Origin of the sequence: Streptomyces sp. NPDC001904 (assembly GCF_040297005.1) — a bacterium.
Taxonomy (GTDB): domain Bacteria; phylum Actinomycetota; class Actinomycetes; order Streptomycetales; family Streptomycetaceae; genus Streptomyces.
Genome location: NZ_JBEOYI010000002.1, coordinates 152330 through 176922, shown reverse-complemented (window position 1 = coordinate 176922; position 24593 = coordinate 152330). Strand labels below are relative to the sequence as shown.

Sequence of the window (24593 nt, the reverse complement as noted above, 5' to 3'; positions counted from 1 at the left end):
AGGGGGATGCCGGACGGATGTAACCGATGTCCGGGAATTCTTGCGCCTTGCCTCTATATCAACGATCCGCCGTACGAAGTGGCAGGCACTCGTACGGCGGACCCACCCTTTCAGGTGTTCACACCACTCATCTGCGCGGCTGGGCGTCGAGCACCTGCTGCAGCGCCTCGAACTCCTCGACGCACTTTCCGGAACCGAGCGCCACGCTGTCCAGCGGGTCCTCGGCGATGTGGATCGGCATGCCCGTCTCGCGGCGCAGCCGCTCGTCGAGGCCGCGCAGCAGGGCGCCGCCACCGGTGAGAACGATGCCCCGGTCCATGACGTCACCCGACAGCTCGGGCGGGCACTTGTCGAGGGTGGTCTTGACCGCGTCGACGATCGCGTTGACCGGCTCCTCGATGGCCTTGCGGACTTCCGCCGCCGAGATGACGACGGTCTTCGGCAGGCCGGACACCAGGTCACGACCGCGGATCTCGGTGTGCTCGTCGGAGTCCAGGTCGTACGCGGAACCGATCGTGATCTTGATCTGCTCGGCGGTCCGCTCACCGAGGAGGAGCGAGTACTCCTTCTTGATGTGCTGGATGATCGCGTTGTCCAGCTCGTCGCCCGCGACGCGGATCGACTGTGCCGTGACGATTCCGCCGAGCGAGATGACCGCGACCTCGGTGGTGCCGCCGCCGATGTCCACCACCATGTTGCCCGTGGCCTCGTGGACCGGCAGGCCGGAGCCGATGGCCGCGGCCATGGGCTCCTCGATGATGTGCACCTGGCGGGCACCGGCCTGCGAGGAGGCCTCGATGACCGCGCGGCGCTCGACGCCGGTGATGCCGGAGGGCACGCAGACCACGACCCGGGGCCGGGCGAGGTAGCGCCGCTTGTGGATCTTCAGGATGAAGTAGCGGAGCATGCGCTCGGTGATCTCGAAGTCGGCGATCACGCCGTCCTTCAGCGGGCGCACGGCGACGATGTTGCCAGGGGTGCGCCCGATCATCTTCTTGGCTTCGGCGCCGACCGCGAGGATGCCACCGGTGTTGGTGTTGATCGCGACCACGGACGGTTCGTTGAGCACGATCCCGCGACCCCTGACGTACACCAGCGTGTTGGCGGTCCCGAGGTCGACAGCCATGTCACGGCCGATGAACGACATTGAGTTCCCCATCAGGATTCGTCTGGCCTTCCCAAGTGGAGCGTTTGATTGCTTGTCAGGTAGGCGAGAGGTGGACGCGGTGTGGCGTGGAGGCTCCATCGTAGTCTCGCCTGCACGATCACGGCGCGAGGGTCTTCGCCAATTGTCAGCAGATGAATCCCCGCCCCGCTAATGGGGACGTGCCGACGGAGGGTTGCGTTCCCCCAATCGGGGCGCATATGCCAAAGAACGGCCCGAATTCTCAGGCCGTTCCAGGTCAGTGGCGCTCCGTGACTGACGAATCGTCAGAATCAGCCGACGGGGAATGCGGTTCGTCTCAATGGGCGAGATCCGGCGTCAGACCAGGTTCGGGAAGAAAATCTTCAGCTCGCGCTCGGCCGACTCCTCGGAGTCCGACGCGTGGATCAGGTTCTCGCGGACGATGACGCCGAAGTCCCCGCGGATCGAGCCCGGGGCCGCCGCGATCGGGTCGGTCGGACCGGCCAGCTGACGGACGCCCTCGATGACGCGCTCGCCCTCGACGACCAGCGCGACGACCGGGCCGGACGCCATGAACGTCATCAGCGGCTCGTAGAAGGGCTTGCCCTTGTGCTCGCCGTAGTGCTGCTCCAGCGTCTCCTGGCCGAGCTCGCGCAGTTCGAGTGCGCCGATCGTCCAGCCGGCCTTGCGCTCGATACGGCCGATGATCTCGCCGATCAGGCCACGGCGGACCGCGTCGGGCTTGAGCAGGACGAGCGTGCGCTGGGTCATTTTGGGTGGGCTCCTTGTGCGGCCGGGTTTGTGCGGTGGGCCCTGAGGTTACAGGGGGTTATCACCCGCCCGGCACCGGGGTTCCGCCCCTGCCCGGTTGCCGGTCGGCTGACGGCCGGTGGCCGCTTCTCTGACGACGGGCGGTGAAAAGCTCAGGCCGCGCTCGGCCCCTGCTGCGCCCAGCGGGCCTTCGCCTCGTCGACCTTGCGGCCGAAGTGGACCGACGCCCACCACAGCGCCGCGAAACAGGCACCGAGGAAGAACATCACCGGCACCCAGAAGCCACTCACGATCAGCGCGATCTGCAGGGCCCAGCCCAGCTGGACACCGCCGGGACGGGTGACCATGCCGCACAGCAGGACGGAGAACACCATGGCCACGCCACAGACCGTCCAGACCAGCCCGCTCGACAGGTCCTGGTCCTTCATGGCGACAAGCCCGGCGAACCCGATGACGAAGAACTCGCCGATCAAGGTCGACGCACACAACGTACGCACAGTGCTCAGTCCTTCCCAAGCAGCAGCAGCCGGGCTTCCCCGACGGTGATCACGGACCCGGTGACGAGCACGCCGCCGCCCGCGTACTCGCCCTCTTCCTCGGCCAGCGTGATCGCGGCCTCCAGGGCGTCGTCGAGGCGCGGCTCGACCTGGACCCGGTCGTCGCCGAAGACCTCGACGGCGATGCCCGCCAGCTCGTCGGCGTCCATGGCGCGGTGGCTGGAGTTCTGGGTGACGACGATCTCCGCGAAGATCGGCTCGAAGGCCTCCAGCAGCCCCCGTACGTTCTTGTCGCCGCTGGCCCCGACGACCCCGATGAGCCGGCTGAAGTCGAAGACCTCGCTGATGGCGTCGGCGGTGACCCGGGCGCCCGCGGGGTTGTGCGCGGCGTCGAGCACGACGGTCGGCGAGCGCCGCACGATCTCCAGGCGCCCCGGCGAGGTGACGGAGGCGAACGCCGTGCGGATGGTGTCGATGTCGAGCGGGCGCGCGTGCTCCGAGCCGATGCCGAAGAACGCCTCGACGGCGGCGAGCGCCACCGCCGCGTTGTGCGCCTGGTGGGCGCCGTGCAGCGGGAGGAAGACCTCCTCGTACTCGCCGCCCAGGCCGCGCAGGGTGACCAGCTGGCCGCCGACGGCGATCTGCCGGTCCACCACGCCGAACTCCAGGCCCTCGCGGGCGACCGTGGCGTCCGTCTCGACGGCCTTCTTCAGGATCACCTGCGCCGCGTCCACCGGCTGCTGCGCCATGATCACGGTGGCGTCCTGCTTGATGATCCCGGACTTCTCCACCGCGATCTCACCGGGCGTGGAGCCCAGCCGGTCGGTGTGGTCGAGGTCGATCGGCGTGATGACCGCGACCGAGCCGTCGATGACGTTCGTCGCGTCCCAGCTGCCGCCCATGCCGACCTCGACGACCGCCACGTCGACGGGGGCGTCCGCGAAGGCCGCGTACGCCATGCCGGTGAGCACCTCGAAGAAGGACAGCCGGTACTCCTGCTGGGAGTCGACCATCTCGACGTAGGGCTTGATGTCCTCGTACGTCTCGATGAAGCGCTCGTGGTCGATCGGCGCGCCGTCCAGGCTGATCCGCTCGGTGATCGACTGCACGTGGGGCGAGGTGTACCGGCCGGTGCGCAGGTCGAAGGCGGCCAGCAGGGCCTCGATCATGCGGGCCGTCGACGTCTTGCCGTTCGTGCCCGTGATGTGGATCGAGGGGTACGCCTTCTGCGGCTCGCCCAGCACGTCCATCAGCGCCGCGATGCGGGCCACCGACGGCTCCAGCTTGGTCTCGCCCCACCGGGTGGCGAGGTCCGCCTCGACCGCCCGCAGCGCCTTCTCCACCTCCGGGTCCTGCGGCCGGGCCGGGATGCCGTCGCCCTGCGGGGGGCCGCCCTGCGTGCGCAGGGTGCGGCTGCCCGCCTCGATGACCGCGAGGTCGGGGTCACGGTCGGTCTCGGCGCCCACGATCTCCTCGAAGGCGTCCGGGCTGTCGCTGGGGCCGTGGTCGTCGCTGCTGTCGCGCGGGGGGAGGTCACTCACGTACGCCAGTCTACGGAGGTCCCCGACAAGTGGGGACAGCGGTGTGCAAGCCGCCCTCCGGAACGGAACGGGACTTTCGGCCTGTCCGAATCAGGACTTTGGTCCCGCCGCGACACAGCCTCAGCCTGCAAACTTGGCGATCATGGACATAGGTATCGATCTCGGCACCGCCAACACTCTTCTCTACGTACGCGGTCAGGGGATCGTGCTGAACGAACCGTCGGTGGTCGCCGTCAAGCAGGGCGGCAAGCACGGCTCCGTGCTCGCCGTGGGCACCGACGCGAAGGAGACCATCGGGCGCACCCCGGGCACCATCACCGCGATCCGGCCGCTGCGCGACGGCGTCATCAGCGACTACGAGGCGGCCGAGCAGATGATCCGGCACTTCGTCCGCAAGGTCGCCCCGGGCCGCCGGCCCCGGACCCGGATGGTCGTCTGCGTGCCCAGCGGGGTCACCCCGGTCGAGCGGCGGGCCATCGTGCACGCCGCACAGAGTTCGGGGGCGCGGGCCGTCCATCTGATCGAGGAGCCGATGGCGGCGGCGATCGGGGCCGGGCTGCCGGTGGCGGAGCCGCGCGGGTCGATGGTGATCGACATCGGCGGCGGGACCACCGAGGTCGCCGTCATCTCGCTCGGGGGTGTCGTCACGGCCAGGTCGCTGCGGGTGGGCGGGGACCGGCTCGACGAGGCCATCACCGATCACGTGCGCAAGGAGCACGGGCTGCTGATCGGGGAGCGCACCGCCGAGGACGTCAAGGTCGCGATCGGGTCGGCGTGGCCCGTGCCCGGGGAGGACGCGTTCGAGATGCGGGCGTTCACCGTGCGGGGCCGGGAGAAGGTGCGCGGGCTGCCGAAGACGGTGGAGCTGACGGTGCGCGAGGTGCGCGCGGCGCTGGACGAGCCCGTGGAGGCGATCGTCTCGGCGGTGAAGGGCACCTTGGAGGAGTGCCCTCCGGAGCTGTCCGGCGACGTGATGGAGCACGGGATCGTGCTGACCGGTGGGGGTGCGCTGCTGCCGGGGCTCGATCTGCGGATCGCCTCCGGCACCGGTATTCCGGTGTTCGTCGCCGACGAGCCGCTGGACAGCGTCGCGCTGGGGTGCGGGAAGTGCGTGGAGGACTTCGACGGGCTGGAGCGGATGCTCGGGGCCGCCTGAGGGTGGGGTGGGTGCTGTGTGGTGGGCGGGTGCGGGTGCGTCGTGGTTGGTCGCGCAGTTCCCCGCGCCCCTGACGGGGCACTCCCCCGTGGGCTCGTGACGGTACGTCGTGGCCGGGCTCGCGGTTTCCCGCGCCCCCGGCGGGGCGCACCGCCATCTGTCGTAAAGGCGCACCCCTGTTCGGCGCGGTGAGCGCCCCGTACGGGCGACAAGGGGTCCAATCGGACCATGTGGTACGCACATCAGCCGAGCCGGCGTGCTCGGCAGATCATCGGTGACGGAGCGGCCCTGCTGTGGGTCGCGGGGTGGGCCGTGGTGGCGGCCGGGGCGCATCGGGTGCTCGGGCTCGCGACCCGGCCGGTGCCCGCCGGACCGCGGATCGGGCTGCCCGGACCGCTGCACGGGGTGGCGCGGGCCGGGGACCGGATCGTGAGCGCCGCGCCGGAAGGGGCGGGGCCGGTGCGGCTGCTGGTGCTGCTCGCCGCCGTCGCGGTGTTCGTCGTGCCGGTCGGGCTGCTCTGCGCGCTGTGGCTGCCGCGCCGGATCCGCTGGGTGCGGCGGGCCGCCGCCGCCCGGGACCTCGCGAACAGTGAGGACGGCCGCGAACTGCTGGCGCTGCGGGCGCTGCTGCGGCCGCTCGACGAGGTGGGCCGCACCGCGGAGGCGCTGCCCGAGACCACGCCGGGCAGTCTCGCCGAGGGCTGGCGCGAGGGCGATCCCGCGACCCTGGACGCGCTGGCGGAGGCGGAACTGGTCCGGCTCGGACTGCGCACCGCCTGACGCCGCACGAGCGAGGCCCCGGAACCGAAGGGTTCCGGGGCCTCAGTCACGTACGCACACGGCTCACGCCTGCGGCAGGCGCTCCAGCTGGGCCTGGATGCGGGCGATGTCCTCGTCCGCCTTGGCCAGGCGGGCCCGGATGCCGTCGACGACGTGGTCGGGGGCCTTGCTGAGGAACTTCTCGTTGCCCAGCTTGCCCTCGGCCTGCGCCTTGTCCTTCTCGGCGGCGGCGAGGTCCTTGGCGAGGCGCTTGCGCTCCGCGGCCACGTCGATCGCGCCGGACAGGTCGAGCGCGACCTCGGCCCCGGCGACCGGCAGGGTCGCCGTCGCCTGGAACTCCTCCCCCGCCGGCTGCAGCTTGAGCAGCTGGCGGATGGCGGGCTCGTGCGCGGCGAGCGCCGTGCCGTCCAGGGTGAGGCGGGCCGGGACGCGCTGGCCGGCCTTCAGGCCCTGGTCGCCCTTGAAGCGGCGGACCTCGGTGACGACCCGCTGGACCGTCTCGATCTCCTTCTCGGCCGCCTCGTCGCGGAAGCCCGAGTCCTTCGGCCAGTCGGCGATCACGACGGACTCGCGCCCGGTGAGCGTCGTCCACAGCGTCTCGGTGACGAAGGGGACGATCGGGTGCAGCAGACGCAGCGTGACGTCCAGGACCTCGCCGAGGACCCGGCCCGACACCTTGGCCGGCTCGCCGCCCGCCATGAACGTGGTCTTCGACAGCTCGACGTACCAGTCGAAGACCTCGTCCCACGCGTAGTGGTAGAGGGCGTCGGAGACCTTGGCGAACTCGTAGTCGTCGTAGAAGCCGTCGACCTCGGCCACGGTCTTGTTCAGCCGCGACAGGATCCACCGGTCGGTGGCGGTCATGTCCTGCGGCTCGGGCAGGGGGCCCTCGATCGTCGCGCCGTTCATCAGCGCGAAGCGCGTCGCGTTCCAGATCTTGTTGGCGAAGTTCCGGGACGCCTGGACCCAGTCCTCGCCGATCGGGACGTCGGCGCCGGGGTTGGCACCGCGCGCGAGCGTGAACCGCACGGCGTCCGAGCCGTACGCGTTCATCCAGTCGATCGGGTCGACCGCGTTCGGGTTCGACTTCGACATCTTCTTGCCGAACTCGTCCCGGACCAGGCCGGTGAGGGCGACCGTCTTGAACGGGATCTCGCCGTCCATCGCGTAGAGACCGAACATCATCATCCGGACGACCCAGAAGAAGATGATGTCGTGCCCGGTGAGCAGGACGTCGGTCGGATAGAACTTCGCGAGGTCGTCCGTCTCCTCCGGCCATCCCAGCGTGGAGAACGGCCACAGGCCGGACGAGAACCAGGTGTCGAGGACGTCCTCGTCCTGCGTCCAGCCGTCGGCCTCGGTGCCGGGCGGCTGCTCGTCGGGGCCGACGCAGACGACCTCGCCGTTCGGCCCGTACCAGACCGGGATGCGGTGGCCCCACCACAGCTGGCGCGAGATGCACCAGTCGTTGAGGTTGTCGACCCAGTCGAAGTACCGCTTCTCCATATCCTTCGGGTGCAGCGCGACACGCTCGTCGCGGACGGCGTCACCGGCCGCCTTCGCCAGCGTCTCCACCTTGACCCACCACTGCAGCGACAGGCGCGGCTCGATGGTCGTCTTGCACCGCGAGCAGTGCCCGACGGAGTGGACGTACGGACGCTTCTCGGCGACGACACGGCCCTGCTCGCGCAGCGCGGCGACGATCGCGGACCGCGCCTCGAACCGGTCGAGGCCCTCGAACGGGCCGGGGACGGTGATGACCGCGCGCTCGTCCATGATGGTGAGCGTCTCGAGGTCGTGGCGCTGCCCGATCGCGAAGTCGTTCGGGTCGTGCGCCGGGGTCACCTTGACGGCGCCGGTGCCGAACTCCGGGTCCACGTGCTCGTCGGCGACGACCGGGATGGTGCGGTTCGTCAGCGGCAGCTTGATCCGCTTGCCGATGAGGTGCGCGTACCGCTCGTCGTCCGGGTGGACGGCCACAGCCGTGTCGCCCAGCATCGTCTCGACCCGGGTGGTCGCGACGACGACCGTCTCGTCGCCCTCGCCGTACTTCAGCGAGACCAGCTCGCCGTCGTCGTCCTGGTAGTCCACCTCGATGTCCGAGATGGCGGTCAGGCAGCGCGGGCACCAGTTGATGATGCGCTCGGCGCGGTAGATCAGCTCGTCGTCGTACAGATCCTTGAAGATCCTCTGGACGGCGCGGGACAGACCCTCGTCCATCGTGAACCGCTCACGGGACCAGTCGAGACCGGCGCCGAGCCGCTTGAGCTGGCCCAGGATCCGGCCGCCGTACTCGTTCTTCCACTGCCACGTCTTCTCGACGAAGGCATCACGGCCGATGTCGTGCCGGGACTTGCCCTCATCGGCGAGCTGCTGCTCGACCTTGTTCTGGGTGGCGATACCGGCGTGGTCCATGCCCGGCAGCCAGAGCGTCTCGAAGCCCTGCATGCGCTTGCGGCGCGTGAGGGCGTCCATCAGCGTCACCTGGAAGGCGTGCCCCAGGTGCAGCGCACCCGTGACGTTCGGCGGCGGGATGACGATCGTGTACGGCGGCTTCTCACTCTTGGCGTCCGCCGTGAAATAGCCCCGGTCTACCCAGCGCTCGTACAGCGTCTCCTCTACCTCGGCCGGCGCGTACTGGGTCGGCAGTTCGGTGGTGGGCGCTGAGTGCTGCTGCTGAGAGTTCTCGGTCACGGAGCCAGTTTAGGGGGGTCACAGTCCCGTACTGAAACCATATCCGGTGGCCCGATCCGCACTGCAGTACGCCAGGATGTGAGGAGCACATAAGCATCGGGAGGGAACCCATCCAATGAGCTACAACCAGCCGGGCCCCTACGGAGGCCAGCAGCCGCAGCAGCCGGGGCCGTACGGCCAGCAGCCGCAGCCTGGCCCGTACGGCCAGCAGCCCCAGGCCCCGCAGCCCGGCTACGGGTATCCCCAGCAGGCACCGCCCGGTGTCCCGCCCCAGCAGCCGCCGAACCCGTACGGACAGCAGCCGCAGCAGCCGCAGGCCGGTTACGGCTACCCGCAGCAGCAGGCCCCGTACGGCCAGGACCAGTACGGCCAGTACCCGCCGCAGCCTCCGGCCGGCGGTGGCGGCGGCAAGAAGGTCGGTCTCATCATCGGCGCGGTCGCCGTGGTCGCGGCGATCGGCGTGGGGGCGTACTTCGTGATCGGCGGGGGCGGGGGCGGCGGTGCGACCGTGTCCGACGACGGCGCCCACAAGCTGTCGGCGCCCGAGACCGTCCTCACCGAGTACAAGAAGGAAGCCAGTTCCAGCGGCGGTTTCAGCTCCTCGGACATGGCGGATGCCGAGAAGGACGGCCTGAAGAACGGCAAGCCCGTCAACGCTCAATACAAGGCCGGGGACCCCGCCGACCCGCTGAACGGCAAGATGCTGCAGTTCCAGGGCGCTTACGGCGAGGTCGAGAACCCCGGCAAGCTCGTCGACGGCATGTTCGACAAGGGTGCGCTCGGCAGCAGTGGCGACGACAAGGCCCCGCTGGTCGGCAGCCCCACGGACTACAGCACGGACGACTACGTCATGAAGTGCCAGGAACTGAAGATGTCCGGCTCGGCGGCGGGCACGACCGGCGGCAAGGACGTGCACATGCCGGTCTGCATCTGGGCCGACAACAGCACGGTCGCGGTGGTCATCCCGCTCACGCTCTCGGACATGATGTCCGGCAAGACCGCGGACCTGAAGTCCGCGTCGGACATCGCCGTGAAGCTCCGCAAGGAAGTCCGCGTCCCCGCGTAACACGCGCCGCGGTACGCGTGAAGGGCCCCGACCGGAGATCCGGTCGGGGCCCTTCACCGCGTCAGGCGCCGTACGGCTAGGCCGACTTCTGCTCCCCGCTGCCGCCGCCGCGGGCGTCCCGCGGGATCAGCGTCGGGTTCACGTTCGAGTGGACGGCGTCCGCCGTGATGACCACGCGGGCCACGTCCTTGCGGGACGGGACCTCGTACATCACCGACTGGAGGACCTCCTCCATGATGGCCCGCAGGCCACGCGCGCCGGTGCGGCGCAGGATCGCCTGGTCGGCGATGGCCTCCAGGGCCTCGCGCTCGAAGTCCAGCTCCACGCCGTCGAGTTCGAAGAGGCGCTGGTACTGCTTCACCAGTGCGTTGCGCGGCTCGACGAGGATCTGGAGCAGGGCCTCGCGGTCGAGGTTGTGGACCGAGGTGATGACGGGGAGACGGCCGATGAACTCGGGGATCATCCCGAACTTCACCAGGTCCTCCGGCATGACCTCCTGGAACTGGTCCTTCTCCTCCAGCTCGCGCTTGGAGTGGATCGTCGCGCCGAAGCCGATGCCCTTGGCGCCGGCCCGCGACTCGATGATCTTCTCCAGACCGGCGAACGCGCCGCCCACGATGAACAGCACGTTCGTCGTGTCGATCTGGATGAACTCCTGGTGCGGGTGCTTGCGGCCGCCCTGCGGGGGCACGGAGGCGGTGGTGCCCTCCAGGATCTTGAGCAGGGCCTGCTGGACGCCCTCGCCGGAGACATCGCGGGTGATCGACGGGTTCTCGCTCTTGCGGGCGACCTTGTCGATCTCGTCGATGTAGATGATGCCCGTCTCGGCCTTCTTGACGTCGTAGTCAGCGGCCTGGATGAGCTTCAGCAGGATGTTCTCGACGTCCTCGCCGACGTAGCCCGCCTCGGTGAGCGCCGTGGCGTCCGCGATGGCGAACGGGACGTTCAGCATGCGCGCCAGCGTCTGCGCGAGGAGCGTCTTGCCGGAGCCGGTCGGGCCGAGCAGCAGGATGTTGGACTTCGCCAGTTCGATGGCGTCGTCACGGCCGCTGCCCCCGCCGTTCTCCCCGGCCTGGACGCGCTTGTAGTGGTTGTACACCGCCACGGAGAGCGCCTTCTTGGCGGCCTCCTGGCCCACGACGTAGCCCTCGAGGAACTCGTAGATCTCGCGCGGCTTGGGAAGCTCTTCCCAACGCACTTCGCTGGTCTCCGCGAGCTCTTCCTCGATGATCTCGTTGCAGAGGTCGATGCACTCGTCGCAGATGTATACACCGGGGCCTGCGATGAGCTTTTTGACCTGCTTCTGGCTCTTTCCGCAGAACGAGCACTTGAGCAGATCGCCGCCGTCACCGATGCGTGCCACGAGGTGCTTCCCCTTCGCCTGGGAGACGCCACGTTCAGCGGCTCCTGGTGCCTGTATCCGACGGTACCTTGCCGGGCCCCCCGTTCGGGCCCCCCTTGGCACGGTTCACTTTGACGTGAACCGTGCCGGGGAATGGCAGACGATACAGCGCGCGGTTACGCGATCGCCTCGTTGTTCATCTTGCGGGTGGAGATGATCTGGTCCACCAGGCCGTACGCGAGGGCGTCCTCGGCCGTGAGGATCTTGTCGCGCTCGATGTCGTCGCGGATCTTCTCGATCGGCGTCGTCGAGTGCTTGGCCAGCATCTCTTCCAGCTGCGTACGCATCCGGAGGATCTCGTTGGCCGCGATCTCCAGGTCGGAGAGCTGCTCACGGCCGGTGCCGCCGGAGGGCTGGTGGATCAGGACGCGCGCGTTCGGCAGGGCCATGCGCTTGCCCGGGGTGCCGGCGGCGAGCAGGACGGCGGCCGCGGAGGACGCCTGGCCCATGCAGACCGTCTGGATGTCCGGCTTCACGAACTGCATCGTGTCGTAGATGGCCGTGAGGGCCGTGAACGAGCCGCCGGGGCTGTTGATGTAGATGGAGATGTCGCGGTCCGGGTCCATCGACTCCAGGCACAGCAGCTGCGCCATGACGTCGTTGGCCGACGCGTCGTCGATCTGGACGCCGAGGAAGATCACGCGCTCTTCGAACAGCTTCGCGTACGGGTCGTACTCACGGACGCCCTGCGAGGTGCGCTCGACGAAGCGCGGGATCACGTAGCGGTTGTCGACCTGCGGGCCCGTGTAGAGGCCGCTGCCGGGGGTGTTGTTCATGATGGCGGTGTTCCGTCCTGGTGAGGGAGGCAGTGGGCTGGAATCGGGGCCTGGGCTCAGGCGCCCGTGCCGCCGCCGCCCGGAACACCCGTAGCGGCAGTGATGATCTCGTCGATGAGGCCGTAATCCTTGGCCTCCTCCGCGGTGTACCAGCGGTCGCGGTCACCGTCACGGATGATCGTCTCGATGGTCTGGCCGGAGTGCTCGGCCGTGATCCTGGCCATGCGCTGCTTCGTACGCAGCAGGTACTCGGCCTGGATCTTGACGTCGGAGGCGGTACCGCCGATGCCCGCGGAGCCCTGGTGCATCAGGATGTCGGTGTTCGGCAGGGCGAAGCGCTTGCCCGCCGTGCCGCCCGTGAGCAGGAACTGGCCCATCGAGGCCGCCATGCCCATACCGATCGTGACCACGTCGTTCGGGATGTACTGCATGGTGTCGTAGATCGCCATGCCGGCCGTCACCGAGCCGCCGGGGCTGTTGATGTAGAGGTAGATGTCCTTGTCCGGGTCGGCGGCAAGGAGCAGCATCTGCGCGGTGATCTTGTTGGCGATTTCGTCGTCGACCTGCTGGCCGAGGAAGACGATCCGCTCGCCGAGCAGCCGGTTGTAGACATGGTCGCCGAGGCCACCACCGATGGACGGCTCGCCTGCGGCGGAAGGCATCTGAATCGTCACGTATCCACCTGCTCGTCTCTGACGGCCACGCGCCGTCTCGCGTCTCTAGCTGGGGGCGGGGCCCTTGCTCAGGGACTCCCCTGCCCTCCTCTTCATGGACCCTAACGCGCGGGTCCCTTCGGGGAATCCCGCAGATGGAACTGTTCGCTGTGAGCGCAGGTTGGCCCTTGATCGGCGCCGGGGCGAATGCGCCCCGTCAGGGGCGCGGGGAACTGCGCGCTCAGCCATGTGAGGGCCGCGGCCGCCGTGGCGCCTCAGGGGGCGGACGCGTCCGCGGGCCGGTGGGGCTTCTCGCGCGGTTCCCCGCGCCCCTGACGGGGCGCGACAGGCCCCCGGGACATGACGTCCCGGGGGCCTGTCGGAATGGCGCTACGGAGATCAGGCCTCCGTGGACTCCTCGGCCGGGGCCTCGGTGGCCTCGTCCTCGTCGTCCTCGAGGTCGACGACCTCGCCGTTGGTGTCCTTGACGGTGGCGGCCTCGACGACCACGGCAAGGGCCTTTCCGCGGGCGACCTCGCCGACCAGCATCGGGACCTGGCCACCCTCGACGACCGCCTGGGCGAACTGGTCGGGGGACATGCCGGAGGAGGCGGCGCGACGCATGAGGTGCTCGGTGAGCTCCTCCTGGTTCACGTTCAGCTTCTCCTTGTTGACCAGCTCGTCGAGGACGAACTGGGTCTTGATGCCCTTGACGGCCTGCTCGCGCGTCTCGGCGTCGAACTCCTCGACCGACTTGCCCTGGATCTCGAGGTACTTCTCGATGTCCAGGCCCATCTGGCCGAGCTGGTGGTGCTCGAGGTTGTGCTTGCGGGTGTTGACCTCGTCCTCGAGCAGCTTCTCGGGAACGGGGACCTCGACCAGCTCGAGCAGCTTCTCCAGGACGCGCTCCTGGGCCTGCGTGGCCTGGTCGTACTGCTTCATGTTCTCGAGGCGCTTGCGGCTGTCGGCCTTCAGCTCGTCGAGGGTGTCGAACTCGGAGGCGAGCTGGGCGAAGTCGTCGTCCAGGGCCGGGAGTTCACGGGCGGCGACCTGGGTGACCTTGACGGTGACCTCGGCGTCCTTGCCCTCGGCGGAACCGCCCTTGAGCTGGGAGGTGAAGGTGGCCTCGCCACCGGCCTCCAGGCCCTTGACGGCGTCGTCGATGCCGTCGAGCAGCTCACCGGAGCCGATGGTGTAGGAGACGCCGGACGCGACGCCGTCCTCCAGGACCTCGCCGTCGACCTTGGCCTCCAGGTCGATGGTCACGACGTCGCCGTCCTCGGCGGCGCGCTCGACCGGGGAGGTCGAGGCGAAGCGGTCGCGCAGCTGCTCGACCGACTTCTCGATGTCCTCGTCGGTGACCTCGACCGCGTCGACCTCGACCTCGATGCCGGAGTAGTCCGGGATCTCGATGGCCGGACGGACGTCCACCTCGGCGGTGAAGTTCAGCGTCTCGCCGTCCTTCAGCTCCGTGATGTCGACCTCGGGCTGGCCGAGGACGTTCAGCTCGGCCTCGTTGACCGCCTCGGTGTAGAACTTCGGGAGGGCGTCGTTGACGGCCTCCTCCAGCACCGCACCGCGGCCGAAGCGCTGGTCGATGACGCGGGCCGGGATCTTGCCCTTGCGGAAGCCCTTCACCGTGACCTGCTGGTTGATCTTCTTGTACGCCGCGTCGAGGCTGTCCTTGAGCTCCTCGAAGGGCACCTCAATGCTGAGCCGAACCCGGGTCGGGTTCAGGGTCTCGACGGCGCTCTTCACGGTTCGGTCTCCTTGGGGGCTGACTTTAGGGATCTGCCCGGCTTAGAGACACACGGGCATGCAGCTTGCATAGTAACGGCAAGCCGCTGCCCAGCCACAATGCGATCTTGAGAGAGCCCGAGAGGCGCCGGTGAGGCGGGTGCGGGGCCGGGGGAAGTAGCTGGTCGGGGTGGCGGGATTTGAACCCACGGCCTTCCGCTCCCAAAGCGGACGCGCTACCAAGCTGCGCCACACCCCGTTCGGTGCGACACGTAGGGTACATGCCCGCAGGCGGTGCGGCGCCCGACTTAAACGGGGTGTGCGGGCGGGCCCCCTGACCCGCTACGATGCTTTTCGTGCCGTCGCCGGTCATCGGTGGTGCGCGCTGTGCGGGTGTAGCTCAATGGTAGAGCCCTAGTCTTCCAAACTAGCTACGCGGGTTCGATTCCCGTCACCCGCTCCACAGGACACAAGGCCAGGTCAGAGGTTCATTCTCCGACCTGGCCTCGTTCGTTTCCGCGCTGCGTTCGTGTCCATTCCGCGAGAGCTTTCGGGGAACGCCCGTGAGGCTGTCGCACGGCAGGCGATCCCGATGGCACCGGGCAGGAACGCGGTCGGCAGGAAGGGCGAGCCGGCGAACCGGCCGACCGCGTACAGGACGGGACGGGACGACGCGTGACGTCGGCGGCCCTTCGACGCCCGACTCCCCGGCCGGGCGTCAGAAGTTGATCGAACTGATGCTCTCCGCCACGGAGTTGAGGAAGTTGTTGATCGCGGGGGCCATTCCGGTCGACGCCAGGAAGAAGCCGAAGAGCACCGCGACTATGGCGGGTCCCGCCTTGATCGATCCTCCGCGCATGAGCACCACGAGGACGATCGCCAACAACAGCACCACTGACAGCGAAATGGCCACACTGATCACACCCTAGGTCGGTCCGCTCTCCCGGCCCGGGGGGCACAGCCCCACACACCCCCCGCCAGGACCATCGTGCCACCAACCCGGCCCCTGTATGCGGTCCGTGACGCATCGTCGGCCACGCGCGCACGGGGGCGCGAAGGGTGCGCATGGCCGCGGCGCGGGTGCGGCGCACGTCGCGGCGGGGGCGACGGGGGTCGGCAGGGGTGACGGCGGGGGTCGGAATTCGGCTTGATCGTTTCCATCGGGGCACGTGCGGGGCACACATGCCCCTCGCATGTCGTTCCCGGTTTTCCCGCACTTTCCCCGTGTCGTACGCACAGGTGAATCCAGGGAATTCAGCGGCTCATTCCCGCCCTGCCGCCGCGCGGTGCGAAAGGGTTCACAAGGGGGCGTTCCGCCGTAGTCGAACGAGGGCGATATGCGGCGTTTAAGTGGGATTAACAGTGTGATGACGGACAGATCGGCACGAGTTCAACGACGTACGGACGCATGTCGACTTCCGCGAATCCGGGGGTACCCGGGAACGATAAGGAGGAATCACATTGCGGGTTTTACGAAATCCCACAGGCGCTACTAGGGTGCCTCAGATGCTCGACACTGCCATGACCCCCTCCGGCGCAGTGCGGTCCCGGACGGTCCCCCCGATTCTTCGACGGGAGGGCCTGTGACCAGCTCGCTGTATCCGCACGGCTCGCATCGCACGCCCCTCCCCCCGGCCGCGATGCCCGCGGACGGCGTGCCGTCCCCACAGACCCGGCAGCCCCCCGCTCCGGTGTCCGCTCCCGCCCCGGCCGGCACTCCCCGGCCGAAGCAGCGGGACGCGTTCTTCGACAACGCGAAGTACCTCGCCATCGTGTTCGTGGCGATGGGGCATTCCTGGGAGCCCCTGACCGACCGCAGTCGCGCCGCCGAGGCGCTGTACATGGTCGTCTACACCTTTCACATGCCGGCGTTCATCATCATCTCCGGCTATTTCTCGCGGTCCTTCGACGCGAGCCCCCACAGACTCAAGCGGCTCATCACCGGAGTCGCGGTCCCGTACGTTCTCTTCGAGATCGCGTACACCTTCTTCAAGCGGACCGCCGGGGGCGACCCCGACTACCCGATCAGCCTGCTCGACCCCTGGTACCTGACCTGGTTCCTGGTCGCGCTGTTCGTGTGGCGGCTGACCACGCCGATCTGGAAGATCGTGCGGTGGCCGCTGCCGCTGGCCGTCGTCGTCGCGGCGCTGGCGTCCATCTCGCCGGAGGTCGGTGACGATCTGGATCTCCAGCGCGTGCTGCAGTTCCTGCCCTTCTTCGTCCTCGGGCTGTGCCTGAAGCCCGAGCACTTCCAGCTGGTGCGGCGGCGCGAGGTGCGGATCATCGCCGTGCCGGTCGCGCTGTGCGCGCTGGCGCTCGCGTACTGGGCCGGGCCGCGGATGACGTCCGCCTGGTTCTACCACCGGGACAGCGCACAGGAGTTGGGCGCTCCGTGGTGGGCCGGCATCGTGATGACGCTCGCGCTGTTCGGCGCCTCGATCGTGCTCACCGCGTGCTTCTTCGCCTGGGTGCCCGGGCGCAGGATGTGGTTCACGGTGCTCGGCGCCGGAACCCTGTACGGGTATCTGCTGCACGGGTTCCTGGCGAAGGGGTCGCGGTTCTGGGGCTGGTTCGACGCCGCCTGGGTGCACACTCCCTGGGGCCAGATCGTCGTCACCGTCGTCGCCGCGTCCGTCATCACCGTGCTGTGCACGCCGCCGGTGCAGCGGCTGTTCCGGTTCGCCATGGAGCCGAAGATGGAGTGGGCGTTCCGGCGGGATGCCGCCGAGCTGGCCCGGCAGCGGCGCGGGGCCTAGTTCTTCACCGGGCCGGGTCCGGGTCCGGGGCGAGGCCCAGGAGGGCGCGCATCGTCGCGTACTTCCGGGTCAGGCGGGTGCGGGTGGGCTCGTCCAGGACCGCCAGGCGGGCCGGGTTCGCGTTGTGGGCCAGGTCCGCCTCCTTGATCAGGCGAGCGCCCGGAGTGGCGAGGATACGGCGTGCGTACGACGCCGGGTCCTCGCCCTTCTGTTTTGTCAGGGCCCGGACCAGGGCCTTCGTGGTGTCGGTGAGCGGTGCCGCCGTCAGCCATTCCTCGGAGAGCGCCGCGTCCTCGACGGCGTCGTGCAGCCAGGCCGCCGCGATCTGTTCTTCCGTGCCGCCGCGGGCCGCGACTCCGTCGGCCACGGCTTGCAGGTGCTCGGCGTAGGGGCGGCCCGCCTTGTCGGTCTGGTGGGCGTGGGCCCGGCGGGCCAGGGCTTCTACCTCGGTCAGAGTGAGCATGGGTCGAGCGTAGGGGTGCCGTGTCGGGACCTTCGGCCCACCCTCCTAGTACTTTGGTAAGCTAACTATTGACGTTTTCTTGACGATCCCTTTACCAAGGTCGGTCGCCAGTACAAGGAGGAACGGGCCCATCGGACACGCAGACACCTTGATAGCCATGGGCGGCGCCTTTCTCGCCGCCGCCGTTCTCGCCCGCCTCGGCGGGCGCATCGGACTTCCCACCATCCCTCTGTTCATCCTGGCCGGGATCCTGCTCGGCCCCCACACACCGGGCGTCGTGCTCCTGTCGGACCCGCACGACCTGGAGATGCTCTCCGCTCTCGGCCTGGTGCTGCTGCTCTTCTATCTCGGCCTCGAGTTCCACATCGACGACCTCAAGGCGGGCGGCCGCAAGATGGCCGTCGCCGGCGGGACGTACCTCGCGCTGAACGTCGGCGCCGGCCTCGGCTTCGGATTCGCCCTCGGCTGGGGCACCTCCGAGGCTCTGGTCCTCGCCGGGGTACTCGGCATCTCGTCGTCCGCGATCGTCACCAAGGTGCTGGTCGACACCGGGCGGCTGGGCAATCCGGAGACCAAGCCGATCCTCGGCATCATCGTGGTCGAGGACATCTTCCTGGCGCTCTACCTCGCCGCGCTGCAGCCGATCCTGTCCGGGGCCGACTCGCTGTCCGCCGCGATCATGGACGGCGGGAAGGCGTTCGGGTTCCTGCTGCTGCTGGCGCTCGCCGCGCGGTTCGGGACCCGGGTCGTCGGCAAGCTCTTCAACACCAAGGACGACGAGCTCCTCGTCATCTCGTTCCTCGGTGCCGCCGTGTTCGTCGCCGGGGTCTCAGAGTGGTTCGGGGTGGCCGACGCGATCGGGGCGTTCATGGTCGGGCTCATGCTCGGGTCGACCTCGTCGGGCGCGCGCATTCTGAAGCTGGTGCATCCGTTGCGGGACGCCTTCGGCGCGATCTTCTTCTTCGGGTTCGGGTTGTCGATCGATCCCGGGGATCTGCCGAGTGTGGTGTGGCCGGTGCTGGCCGCTGTCGCGGTGACTCTGGTGATGAATGTGCTGGCCGGGTTGGGGGCCGCGCGGGTGTACGGGTTCGGGAGCGGGCCCGCTGCCAATATCGCTACGACGCTGTTGGCCCGGGGGGAGTTCGCGTTGATCCTTGCCACGATGGCCGCCGGCGCCGGGCTGGACGAGCGGCTTTCTCCGTTCATCGCGGGGTATGTGCTGGTGCTTGCCGTTCTCGGGCCGTTGGCCGCCGGGCGCTCCGCTTGGCTGGCCCGGGTTCTTCCTGGGGGGCGGGTGTCTTTGCCGGTGGAGGAGCGGGTCGGGGCCGGGGTCTGACCTTTCGTCGCCGGGCGCGGGCCGGTGGCCGCTTCTCGCGCAGTTCCCCGCGCCCCTGGGCCGTCTGTCACGCGCGGCTCTCGTCGTGGCTGGTCGCGCAGTTCCCCGCGCCCCTGAGGCAGGCGCTTCGCGCCGCCTCCCCCTGGGGCGAGCGCCCGATGAGATGGCGCACGAAGTGCGCATCTCAGGGGCGCGGGGAACTGCGCGAGAAGCCCCACCGGGCCGCGGACGAAGGGAGTCCGGCGGAGCCGTCAGGCGTCGCGGCAGATCAGGAGGAGGGCCCGGTCGTCGTTGACGTCCTTGGCCACGGCCTCGATCAAGTGCCAGGCGGCACCGTGGAAGCCGCCCTGGACATAGCGGTCGGCCTCGCCCGTGAGGCGGTCGATGCCCTCGGCGATGTCGCGGTCGGACGTCTCGACCAGGCCGTCGGTGAAGAGCATCAGGACGTCGCCGGCCCGCAGGGAACCCTTGGTCGCGTCGAACTCGGCACCGTCGTAGACCCCGAGGAGCGGCCCCTCGGCGGCCTTCTCCTCCCAGCGGCCGGTACCGGCGTTCAGCTGGAGGCCCGGCGGGTGACCGGCGGAGTAGAGCTCGTAGTCGCCCGACTCCAGGTCGAGGACGAGGTGGATGGAGGTCGCGAAGCCTTCGTCCCAGTCCTGGCGGAGCAGATAGCCGTTGGCGGCGGGGAGGAAGGCGTGCGGCGGGAGGGAGCCCAGGAGGCCGCTGAAGGCACCGGCGAGGAGCAGCGCGCGGGACGCGGCGTCCATGCCCTTGCCGGAGACGTCGGTGAGGACGACTTCGAGCGTGCGGCCGTTGTTGGTGCGGGCCGCGACCACGAAGTCGCCGGAGAAGGACTGGCCGCCGGCCGGCCGCAGCGCCATCTCGCGGTGCCAGCCGACCGGCAGCTTCGGCAGCCGGGACTGGGTGCGGATCCGCTCGCGCAGGTCGAAGAGCATCGTGCCGCCGCGCCGCCACGGCACACCGACCCGGCTGCGGAACTGAGCTATCAGCAGGCCGAAGAAGCCGCATGCGGCGACCGTGAGCACGGTGCCGGGCGTGACCGCCGCGGGATGCTGCTCGTAGGGGCCGAGCCGGTACGACTCGACGATCAGCGCCGTGGCGGCCGCCGCGTACAGGCCGAGCAGGCTGGCCGGGCGCAGCAGCAGTCCGCCCGCGACGATCGGCAGGACGAGCACGGCCGGGGAGCACCAGACCGGGTTGAGGATCGTGGCGCAGGCGATCAGGGGGATCATCAGCAGCAGGCCGGCGAGGGCGATCCAGTCCGAACCGTCGCCGCGGAAGTAGTCCACCCCGGACTTGCGCACGGCGGTGCGGACCCGGTGGACACGCATTCTCAACCGGGCCGGGAACGTCTCGGCTGCCGCGCGCTGTGCGCGCGCCCGTCTGTCTCGTCGTACGGCCATTGCTCGTGGACCTTATCCATCGGGCCTGGACCTGTGCACGGGAGGTCCCACTTGTCCCCCTTTCCGGGCACGTCCGGAGCCGCGGCGGGCCGGTAAATTCGCTCGCTGTTGTCCCTCTTGCCCTGGTAGGCATGACGGATGACGATCGACCTGCGCACGCTGAGCCGCGACGAGCACACCCGCTGGTACGAGCGGCTGATGCTGGCCTTCGGCGGGGTGCCCGAGCCGCCGCAGGAGCAGCGGCTGATGGACGACCTGACGGAGTTCGACCGGTCGATCGGGGCCTGGGACGGCGCGGAGTGCGTGGGGACCGCGAGCGCGTTCTCGTACCGGGTCGCCGTGCCGGGCGGCACGTTCCTGCCCGCCGCGGGCGTGACCATGGTGAGCGTCGCCGCCACCCATCGCAGGCGCGGCATCCTCACCTCGATGATGCGCCGCCAGCTCGACGACGTACGGGAGCGGGGCGAGGCCCTCGCCGTGCTCACCGCGTCGGAACCGGCGATCTACGGCCGCTTCGGGTACGGCCTCGCCACCCGGCAGCTGGCCCTCACCCTCGAGTCGTCGCGGGTGCGCATCGAGGCTCCGGACGGGACGGACGAGGTCTCGCTGCGGTTCGCGGACGTGACGGAGGCCGCCGAGCGGTGCGAGGCCGTCTACGCGCGCACGATCGGCACCCGGCCGGGGAACCTGGCCCGCTCCCCCGGCTGGGAGCGGCTGCCGCTGCTCGACCCGCCGGAGGAGCGGAACGGGGGGTCGGCGATGCAGTGCGTGCTCGCCGAGCGGGCCGGTGAGCTCGTGGGGTTCGTCCGCTTCCACATCAAGCCCAGCTCCGAGTGGTCGGTGCCGACCAGCAGGATCCAGGTGCGCCACATCAGCGCGCTCGACCCGGCGGCGTACGCGGCGCTGTGGCGGTTCCTGCTCTCCGTCGACCTGACGGAGTTCGTGGAGACGCGGAACCTGCCGGTCGACGATCCGCTGCTGGCGATGGTGTCGGACATCCGGCGGTGCGCCGTCCGGATGCGCGACTCGATGCACGTACGTCTGGTGGAGGTCGGCGCGGCGCTCGCGGCGCGTACGTATCTCACGCCGGTGGACGTGGTGTTCGAGGTCGAGGACGCCTTCTGCCCCTGGAACGCGGGTCGTTGGCGGCTGACCGGCGACGCGAAGGGCGCCTCCTGCGAGCGGACCGACGACGCTCCCGAACTGTCCTTGTCCGTGAGGGAGTTGGGGTCCGCCTACCTCGGTGACACGTCACTGGCCGCGCTGGCGGGTGCCGGGCGGGTGCGGGAGCTGCGGCAGGGGGCGCTCGCGGAGGCGTCGGTGGCGTTCGGGTCGGCCGTCGCGCCGTGGCTCCAGCACGGGTTCTGAGCTAGGGGGTGCCCGGCTGGCAGGTCGGGCACCAGAAGAGGTTGCGCGCCGCCAGTTCGGCGGTGCGGATCTCGGTGCCGCACAGGTGGCAGGGGTGCGGGGCGCGCCGGTAGACGTAGACCTCGCCGCCGTGGTCGTCGACGCGCGGCGGGCGGCCCATCGCCTCCGGGGTGTGCTCGGGGCGGACCGTGTCGATGCGGTTGAGGCGGACGCCCTCGCGCATGAGGGCCACCAGGTCGTCCCAGATCGCGGTGAACGCGGCCTCGGTGATCTCCCGGCCCGGCGTGTACGGGTCGATGCCGTGGCGGAAGAGGACCTCGGCCCGGTACACGTTGCCGACGCCCGCGATGACCTTCTGGTCCATGAGGAGCGCGGCGATCGTGGTGCGGCTGCGGGAGATGCGGGCGTACGCCCTGGCGGGGGTGTCGGCCGGGCGCAGCGGGTCCGGGCCGAGGCGGTCGTGTATCGCCTGCTTCTCGGCGTCCGTGATCAGGGCGCAGGTGGTGGGGCCGCGCAGGTCCGCGTAGTGGGCGTCGTTGCGCAGGCGCAGGCGGACCGTGTCCGTGGGCGGCGGGGCCGGGGTGTCGCCGAGCGCGTACTTGCCGAAGAGGCCGAGGTGGATGTGGACCCAGCTCTCGCCGAACCCGAGGAACAGGTGTTTGCCGTGGGCCTCGGTGGCGGTGAGTTCCTGGCCGGTGAGGAGTTCTGCCGCGTCGGAGAATTTGCCCTGGGGGCTGGTGACCTGTGTTTTCCGGCCCGCGAAGCGCTCCGCGTGGTCGTGGGCCAGGCGGTGGATCGTGTGGCCTTCGGGCACGACCGCGGTCTCCTCGGGTGCGTTCGGGTTGCTGTCCTGGGGCTCTGCCCCAGACCCCGCTCCTCAATCGCCGGAGGGGCTTGAGGGGGCGGAAGGGGCTTGAATGATCAAGCCCCTCCGGAAAGGCTCAGCCCTGCTGCGGGTGGTGGGCCGGGATCTCGGGGAGTTCGCCGGTCTCCTCGTAGCGGGTCAGCATGTCGATGCGGCGCTGGTGGCGCTCCTCGCCGGACCACGGGGTGGCGAGGAAGGTCTCGACGAACTTCGTCGCCTCCTCCTGCGTGTGCATGCGACCGCCGACCGAGATCACGTTGGCGTTGTTGTGCTCGCGGCCGAGGGCCGCGGTCTGCTCGCTCCAGGCGAGGACGGCACGGACGCCCTTGACCTTGTTCGCGGCGATCTGCTCACCGTTGCCCGAGCCGCCGATCACGACGCCCAGGGCGTCGGGGTCCGCCGCCGTGCGCTCCGCGGCGCGGAGGCAGAACGGGGGGTAGTCGTCGACGGCGTCGTAGATGTGGGGCCCGCAGTCGACGGGCTCGTGGCCGTGGGCCTTCAGCCATTCGACCAGGTGGTTCTTGAGTTCGTAGCCGGCGTGATCGGAGCCGAGATAGACGCGCATGGATCCGAGTGTGGCACGGCACGGGCCGGGTAGTCGCTGGCGGGGCCCTGACCTCCTGATTCACCGGCGTAACAAAGACAACAATCCGGAGTCAGCCCTTCCGCAAGGGCTGATCCTGAGCTTTGAATGCCAGGGCTCGCCCCACCGAGAACCTAAGGAAGTCTGCATGTCTTCGCAGTCAACCCTGGCGCCGAACGAGACACCGCCCGAGGGGGACGGCCTCAAGGCCGGACTCAAGAACCGTCACCTGTCGATGATCGCCATCGGCGGTGTCATCGGCGCCGGACTGTTCGTCGGCTCCGGTTCCGGGATCGCGGCGGCCGGGCCCGCCATCCTGATTTCGTACGCCCTGGTCGGCGCGATGGTCGTCCTGGTGATGCGGATGCTCGGCGAGATGGCCGCGGCGCGGCCGTCGTCCGGCTCCTTCTCCGCCTACGCCGACCAGGCGCTCGGGCGCTGGGCCGGGTTCTCCATCGGCTGGCTGTACTGGTTCTTCTGGGTCGTGGTGCTCGCCGTGGAGGCGACCGCGGGGGCGACCATCCTCAACGGGTGGATACCGGCCGTGCCGCAGTGGGCCTGGGCGCTGATCGTGATGATCGTGCTCACCGTCGTGAACCTGGCGGCCGTGGGGTCGTACGGCGAGTTCGAGTTCTGGTTCGCCGGGATCAAGGTCGTCGCGATCGGCGCGTTCGTGATCATCGGGCTGCTCGCCGTGTTCGGGGTGCTGCCGGGCTCGGACAACCCGGGCGCCGGATTCGGTCACCTGACCGACGCGGGCGGGTTCTTCCCGAAGGGCCCGGGGGCGATCCTCACCGGTGTGCTGATGGTCGTCTTCTCCTTCATGGGCTCCGAGATCGTCACGCTGGCCGCCGGTGAGTCCGAGGACCCGCAGAAGGCCGTGACCCGGGCCACGAACTCGGTGATCTGGCGGATCGGCATCTTCTACCTCGGCTCGATCTTCGTCGTGCTGACGCTGCTGCCGTGGAACGACCCGTCGATCGTGAAGGACGGCAGCTACGTCGCCGCCCTGAACTCCATCGGCATCCCGCACGCCGGCCAGGTCATGGACGTCATCGTGCTGACCGCCGTGCTGTCCTGCCTGAACTCCGGGCTCTACACCGCCTCCCGCATGGCCTTCTCGCTCGGGCGGCGCGGTGACGCGCCGAAGGCGTTCGCCAGGACCACCTCGCGGGGCGTGCCGCGCACCGCGATCCTCGGCTCGGTCGTCTTCGGCTTCCTCGCCGTCTGGTTCAACTACCAGTGGCCGGACACCGTCTTCAACTTCCTGCTGAACTCCTCCGGCGCGGTCGCCCTCTTCGTCTGGCTCGTCATCTGCTTCACGCAGCTGAAGATGCGCGGCATGATCCTGCGCGAGCAGCCGGAGAAGCTCGTCGTGAAGATGTGGCTGTTCCCGTACCTGACGTGGGCGACGATCGCGATGATCTCGTTCGTCCTCGTCTACATGCTGACCGACGACGCCGGGCGCGAGCAGGTGCTGCTGTCGCTGCTCGTGGCGGTGTTCGTGGTGGCGTTCGCGCTCGTACGGGAACGGGTGCAGCGCAGCGGCAAGAGCTGACCTCCTCCTCCCCTCGGTCCGCTCCCCCCTTCCGTCCAATC

General features: G+C 69.4%; 21 protein-coding genes and 2 tRNA genes. 8 read left to right on the top strand and 15 right to left on the bottom strand.

The annotated features are described in order from the left end of the window. Positions 1-127: 127 nt before the first annotated feature. The 4 genes from ABT127_RS03295 to folC form a co-directional block, all read right to left on the bottom strand. Positions 128-1147, bottom strand: a complete 1020-nt coding sequence (locus ABT127_RS03295; RefSeq protein WP_059131610.1) for a rod shape-determining protein — start codon at positions 1145-1147, stop codon at positions 128-130. 336 nt (positions 1148-1483) lie between these two features. After that, entirely contained in the window at positions 1484-1897 is a 414-nt protein-coding gene (ndk, locus tag ABT127_RS03290) for a nucleoside-diphosphate kinase (RefSeq protein ID WP_111668332.1), read from the bottom strand. 152 nt (positions 1898-2049) lie between these two features. Continuing rightward, positions 2050-2394 (bottom strand): DUF4233 domain-containing protein, encoded by a 345-nt coding sequence (locus ABT127_RS03285; protein ID WP_351444198.1) that lies wholly within the window; start codon positions 2392-2394, stop codon positions 2050-2052. Positions 2395-2399: 5 nt separating this feature from the next. Continuing rightward, positions 2400-3935 carry a bifunctional tetrahydrofolate synthase/dihydrofolate synthase gene (gene folC, locus ABT127_RS03280; RefSeq protein ID WP_351444197.1) on the bottom strand — a complete coding sequence of 512 codons (1536 nt, stop codon included), beginning with the start codon at positions 3933-3935 and terminating at the stop codon, positions 2400-2402. Between the two features lie 142 nt (positions 3936-4077). Between folC and ABT127_RS03275 the strand changes: the two genes are divergently transcribed. Together ABT127_RS03275 and ABT127_RS03270 are read left to right on the top strand one after the other, a co-directional pair. Next, positions 4078-5091: a rod shape-determining protein gene (locus ABT127_RS03275; RefSeq protein WP_351444196.1), complete on the top strand. Its 1014-nt coding sequence runs from the start codon at positions 4078-4080 to the stop codon at positions 5089-5091. A gap of 228 nt (positions 5092-5319) precedes the next feature. After that, the gene (locus ABT127_RS03270; RefSeq protein WP_351444195.1) at positions 5320-5871 is read left to right on the top strand and encodes a hypothetical protein; all 552 of its coding nucleotides are present in this window, start codon (positions 5320-5322) and stop codon (positions 5869-5871) included. 63 nt (positions 5872-5934) lie between these two features. Here the strand turns inward: ABT127_RS03270 and ABT127_RS03265 are convergent, their stop codons facing one another. Then, positions 5935-8565: a valine--tRNA ligase gene (locus tag ABT127_RS03265; protein ID WP_351444194.1), complete on the bottom strand. Its 2631-nt coding sequence runs from the start codon at positions 8563-8565 to the stop codon at positions 5935-5937. 115 nt (positions 8566-8680) lie between these two features. On the opposite strand from ABT127_RS03265, the gene ABT127_RS03260 reads away from it, so the two are divergent. After that, the gene (locus tag ABT127_RS03260; protein WP_351444193.1) at positions 8681-9631 is read left to right on the top strand and encodes a hypothetical protein; all 951 of its coding nucleotides are present in this window, start codon (positions 8681-8683) and stop codon (positions 9629-9631) included. Positions 9632-9707: 76 nt separating this feature from the next. On the opposite strand, the gene clpX is transcribed toward ABT127_RS03260, so the two are convergent. The 5 genes from clpX to ABT127_RS03235 all read right to left on the bottom strand — a co-directional run bounded on the left by clpX (position 9708) and on the right by ABT127_RS03235 (position 14458). Then, a complete protein-coding gene (gene clpX / locus ABT127_RS03255; RefSeq protein WP_351444192.1) occupies positions 9708-10994 on the bottom strand; it encodes an ATP-dependent Clp protease ATP-binding subunit ClpX in 1287 nt (428 codons plus the stop codon). 155 nt (positions 10995-11149) lie between these two features. Next, positions 11150-11809 (bottom strand): ATP-dependent Clp protease proteolytic subunit, encoded by a 660-nt coding sequence (locus ABT127_RS03250; protein WP_111668325.1) that lies wholly within the window; start codon positions 11807-11809, stop codon positions 11150-11152. Positions 11810-11865: 56 nt separating this feature from the next. Beyond that, a complete protein-coding gene (locus tag ABT127_RS03245) occupies positions 11866-12471 on the bottom strand; it encodes an ATP-dependent Clp protease proteolytic subunit (protein WP_111668324.1) in 606 nt (201 codons plus the stop codon). 390 nt (positions 12472-12861) lie between these two features. Then, positions 12862-14220, bottom strand: coding sequence for a trigger factor (gene tig, locus ABT127_RS03240; protein ID WP_351444191.1), 1359 nt, complete (start codon positions 14218-14220; stop codon positions 12862-12864). A 161-nt stretch (positions 14221-14381) separates the two neighbouring features. Then, a tRNA-Pro gene (locus tag ABT127_RS03235) sits at positions 14382-14458 on the bottom strand. Positions 14459-14588: 130 nt separating this feature from the next. On the opposite strand from ABT127_RS03235, the gene ABT127_RS03230 reads away from it, so the two are divergent. After that, a tRNA-Gly gene (locus ABT127_RS03230) sits at positions 14589-14662 on the top strand. 255 nt (positions 14663-14917) lie between these two features. Here ABT127_RS03230 and ABT127_RS03225 read toward each other — a convergent pair. Further along, positions 14918-15112 (bottom strand): hypothetical protein, encoded by a 195-nt coding sequence (locus tag ABT127_RS03225; RefSeq protein ID WP_111668373.1) that lies wholly within the window; start codon positions 15110-15112, stop codon positions 14918-14920. A gap of 670 nt (positions 15113-15782) precedes the next feature. Between ABT127_RS03225 and ABT127_RS03220 the strand changes: the two genes are divergently transcribed. After that, positions 15783-16955 (top strand): acyltransferase family protein, encoded by a 1173-nt coding sequence (locus tag ABT127_RS03220; protein ID WP_351444189.1) that lies wholly within the window; start codon positions 15783-15785, stop codon positions 16953-16955. A 4-nt stretch (positions 16956-16959) separates the two neighbouring features. On the opposite strand, the gene ABT127_RS03215 is transcribed toward ABT127_RS03220, so the two are convergent. Then, positions 16960-17418: an HD domain-containing protein gene (locus ABT127_RS03215; protein WP_351444188.1), complete on the bottom strand. Its 459-nt coding sequence runs from the start codon at positions 17416-17418 to the stop codon at positions 16960-16962. 157 nt (positions 17419-17575) lie between these two features. On the opposite strand from ABT127_RS03215, the gene ABT127_RS03210 reads away from it, so the two are divergent. Next, positions 17576-18754, top strand: a complete 1179-nt coding sequence (locus ABT127_RS03210) for a cation:proton antiporter (protein ID WP_351444616.1) — start codon at positions 17576-17578, stop codon at positions 18752-18754. A gap of 251 nt (positions 18755-19005) precedes the next feature. Here ABT127_RS03210 and ABT127_RS03205 read toward each other — a convergent pair whose 3' ends face one another. After that, a complete protein-coding gene (locus ABT127_RS03205; RefSeq protein WP_502971618.1) occupies positions 19006-20106 on the bottom strand; it encodes a PP2C family protein-serine/threonine phosphatase in 1101 nt (366 codons plus the stop codon). A gap of 210 nt (positions 20107-20316) precedes the next feature. Between ABT127_RS03205 and ABT127_RS03200 the strand changes: the two genes are divergently transcribed. Next, positions 20317-21546, top strand: coding sequence for a GNAT family N-acetyltransferase (locus ABT127_RS03200; RefSeq protein WP_351444186.1), 1230 nt, complete (start codon positions 20317-20319; stop codon positions 21544-21546). Between the two features lies 1 nt (position 21547). Here ABT127_RS03200 and ABT127_RS03195 read toward each other — a convergent pair whose 3' ends face one another. Further along, positions 21548-22360, bottom strand: a complete 813-nt coding sequence (locus tag ABT127_RS03195; protein ID WP_351444185.1) for an Fpg/Nei family DNA glycosylase — start codon at positions 22358-22360, stop codon at positions 21548-21550. Between the two features lie 127 nt (positions 22361-22487). Next, positions 22488-22976 carry a ribose-5-phosphate isomerase gene (locus ABT127_RS03190; protein ID WP_351444184.1) on the bottom strand — a complete coding sequence of 163 codons (489 nt, stop codon included), beginning with the start codon at positions 22974-22976 and terminating at the stop codon, positions 22488-22490. Between the two features lie 166 nt (positions 22977-23142). On the opposite strand from ABT127_RS03190, the gene ABT127_RS03185 reads away from it, so the two are divergent. Continuing rightward, positions 23143-24552 (top strand): amino acid permease, encoded by a 1410-nt coding sequence (locus ABT127_RS03185; RefSeq protein WP_351444183.1) that lies wholly within the window; start codon positions 23143-23145, stop codon positions 24550-24552. Positions 24553-24593: the final 41 nt, after the last annotated feature.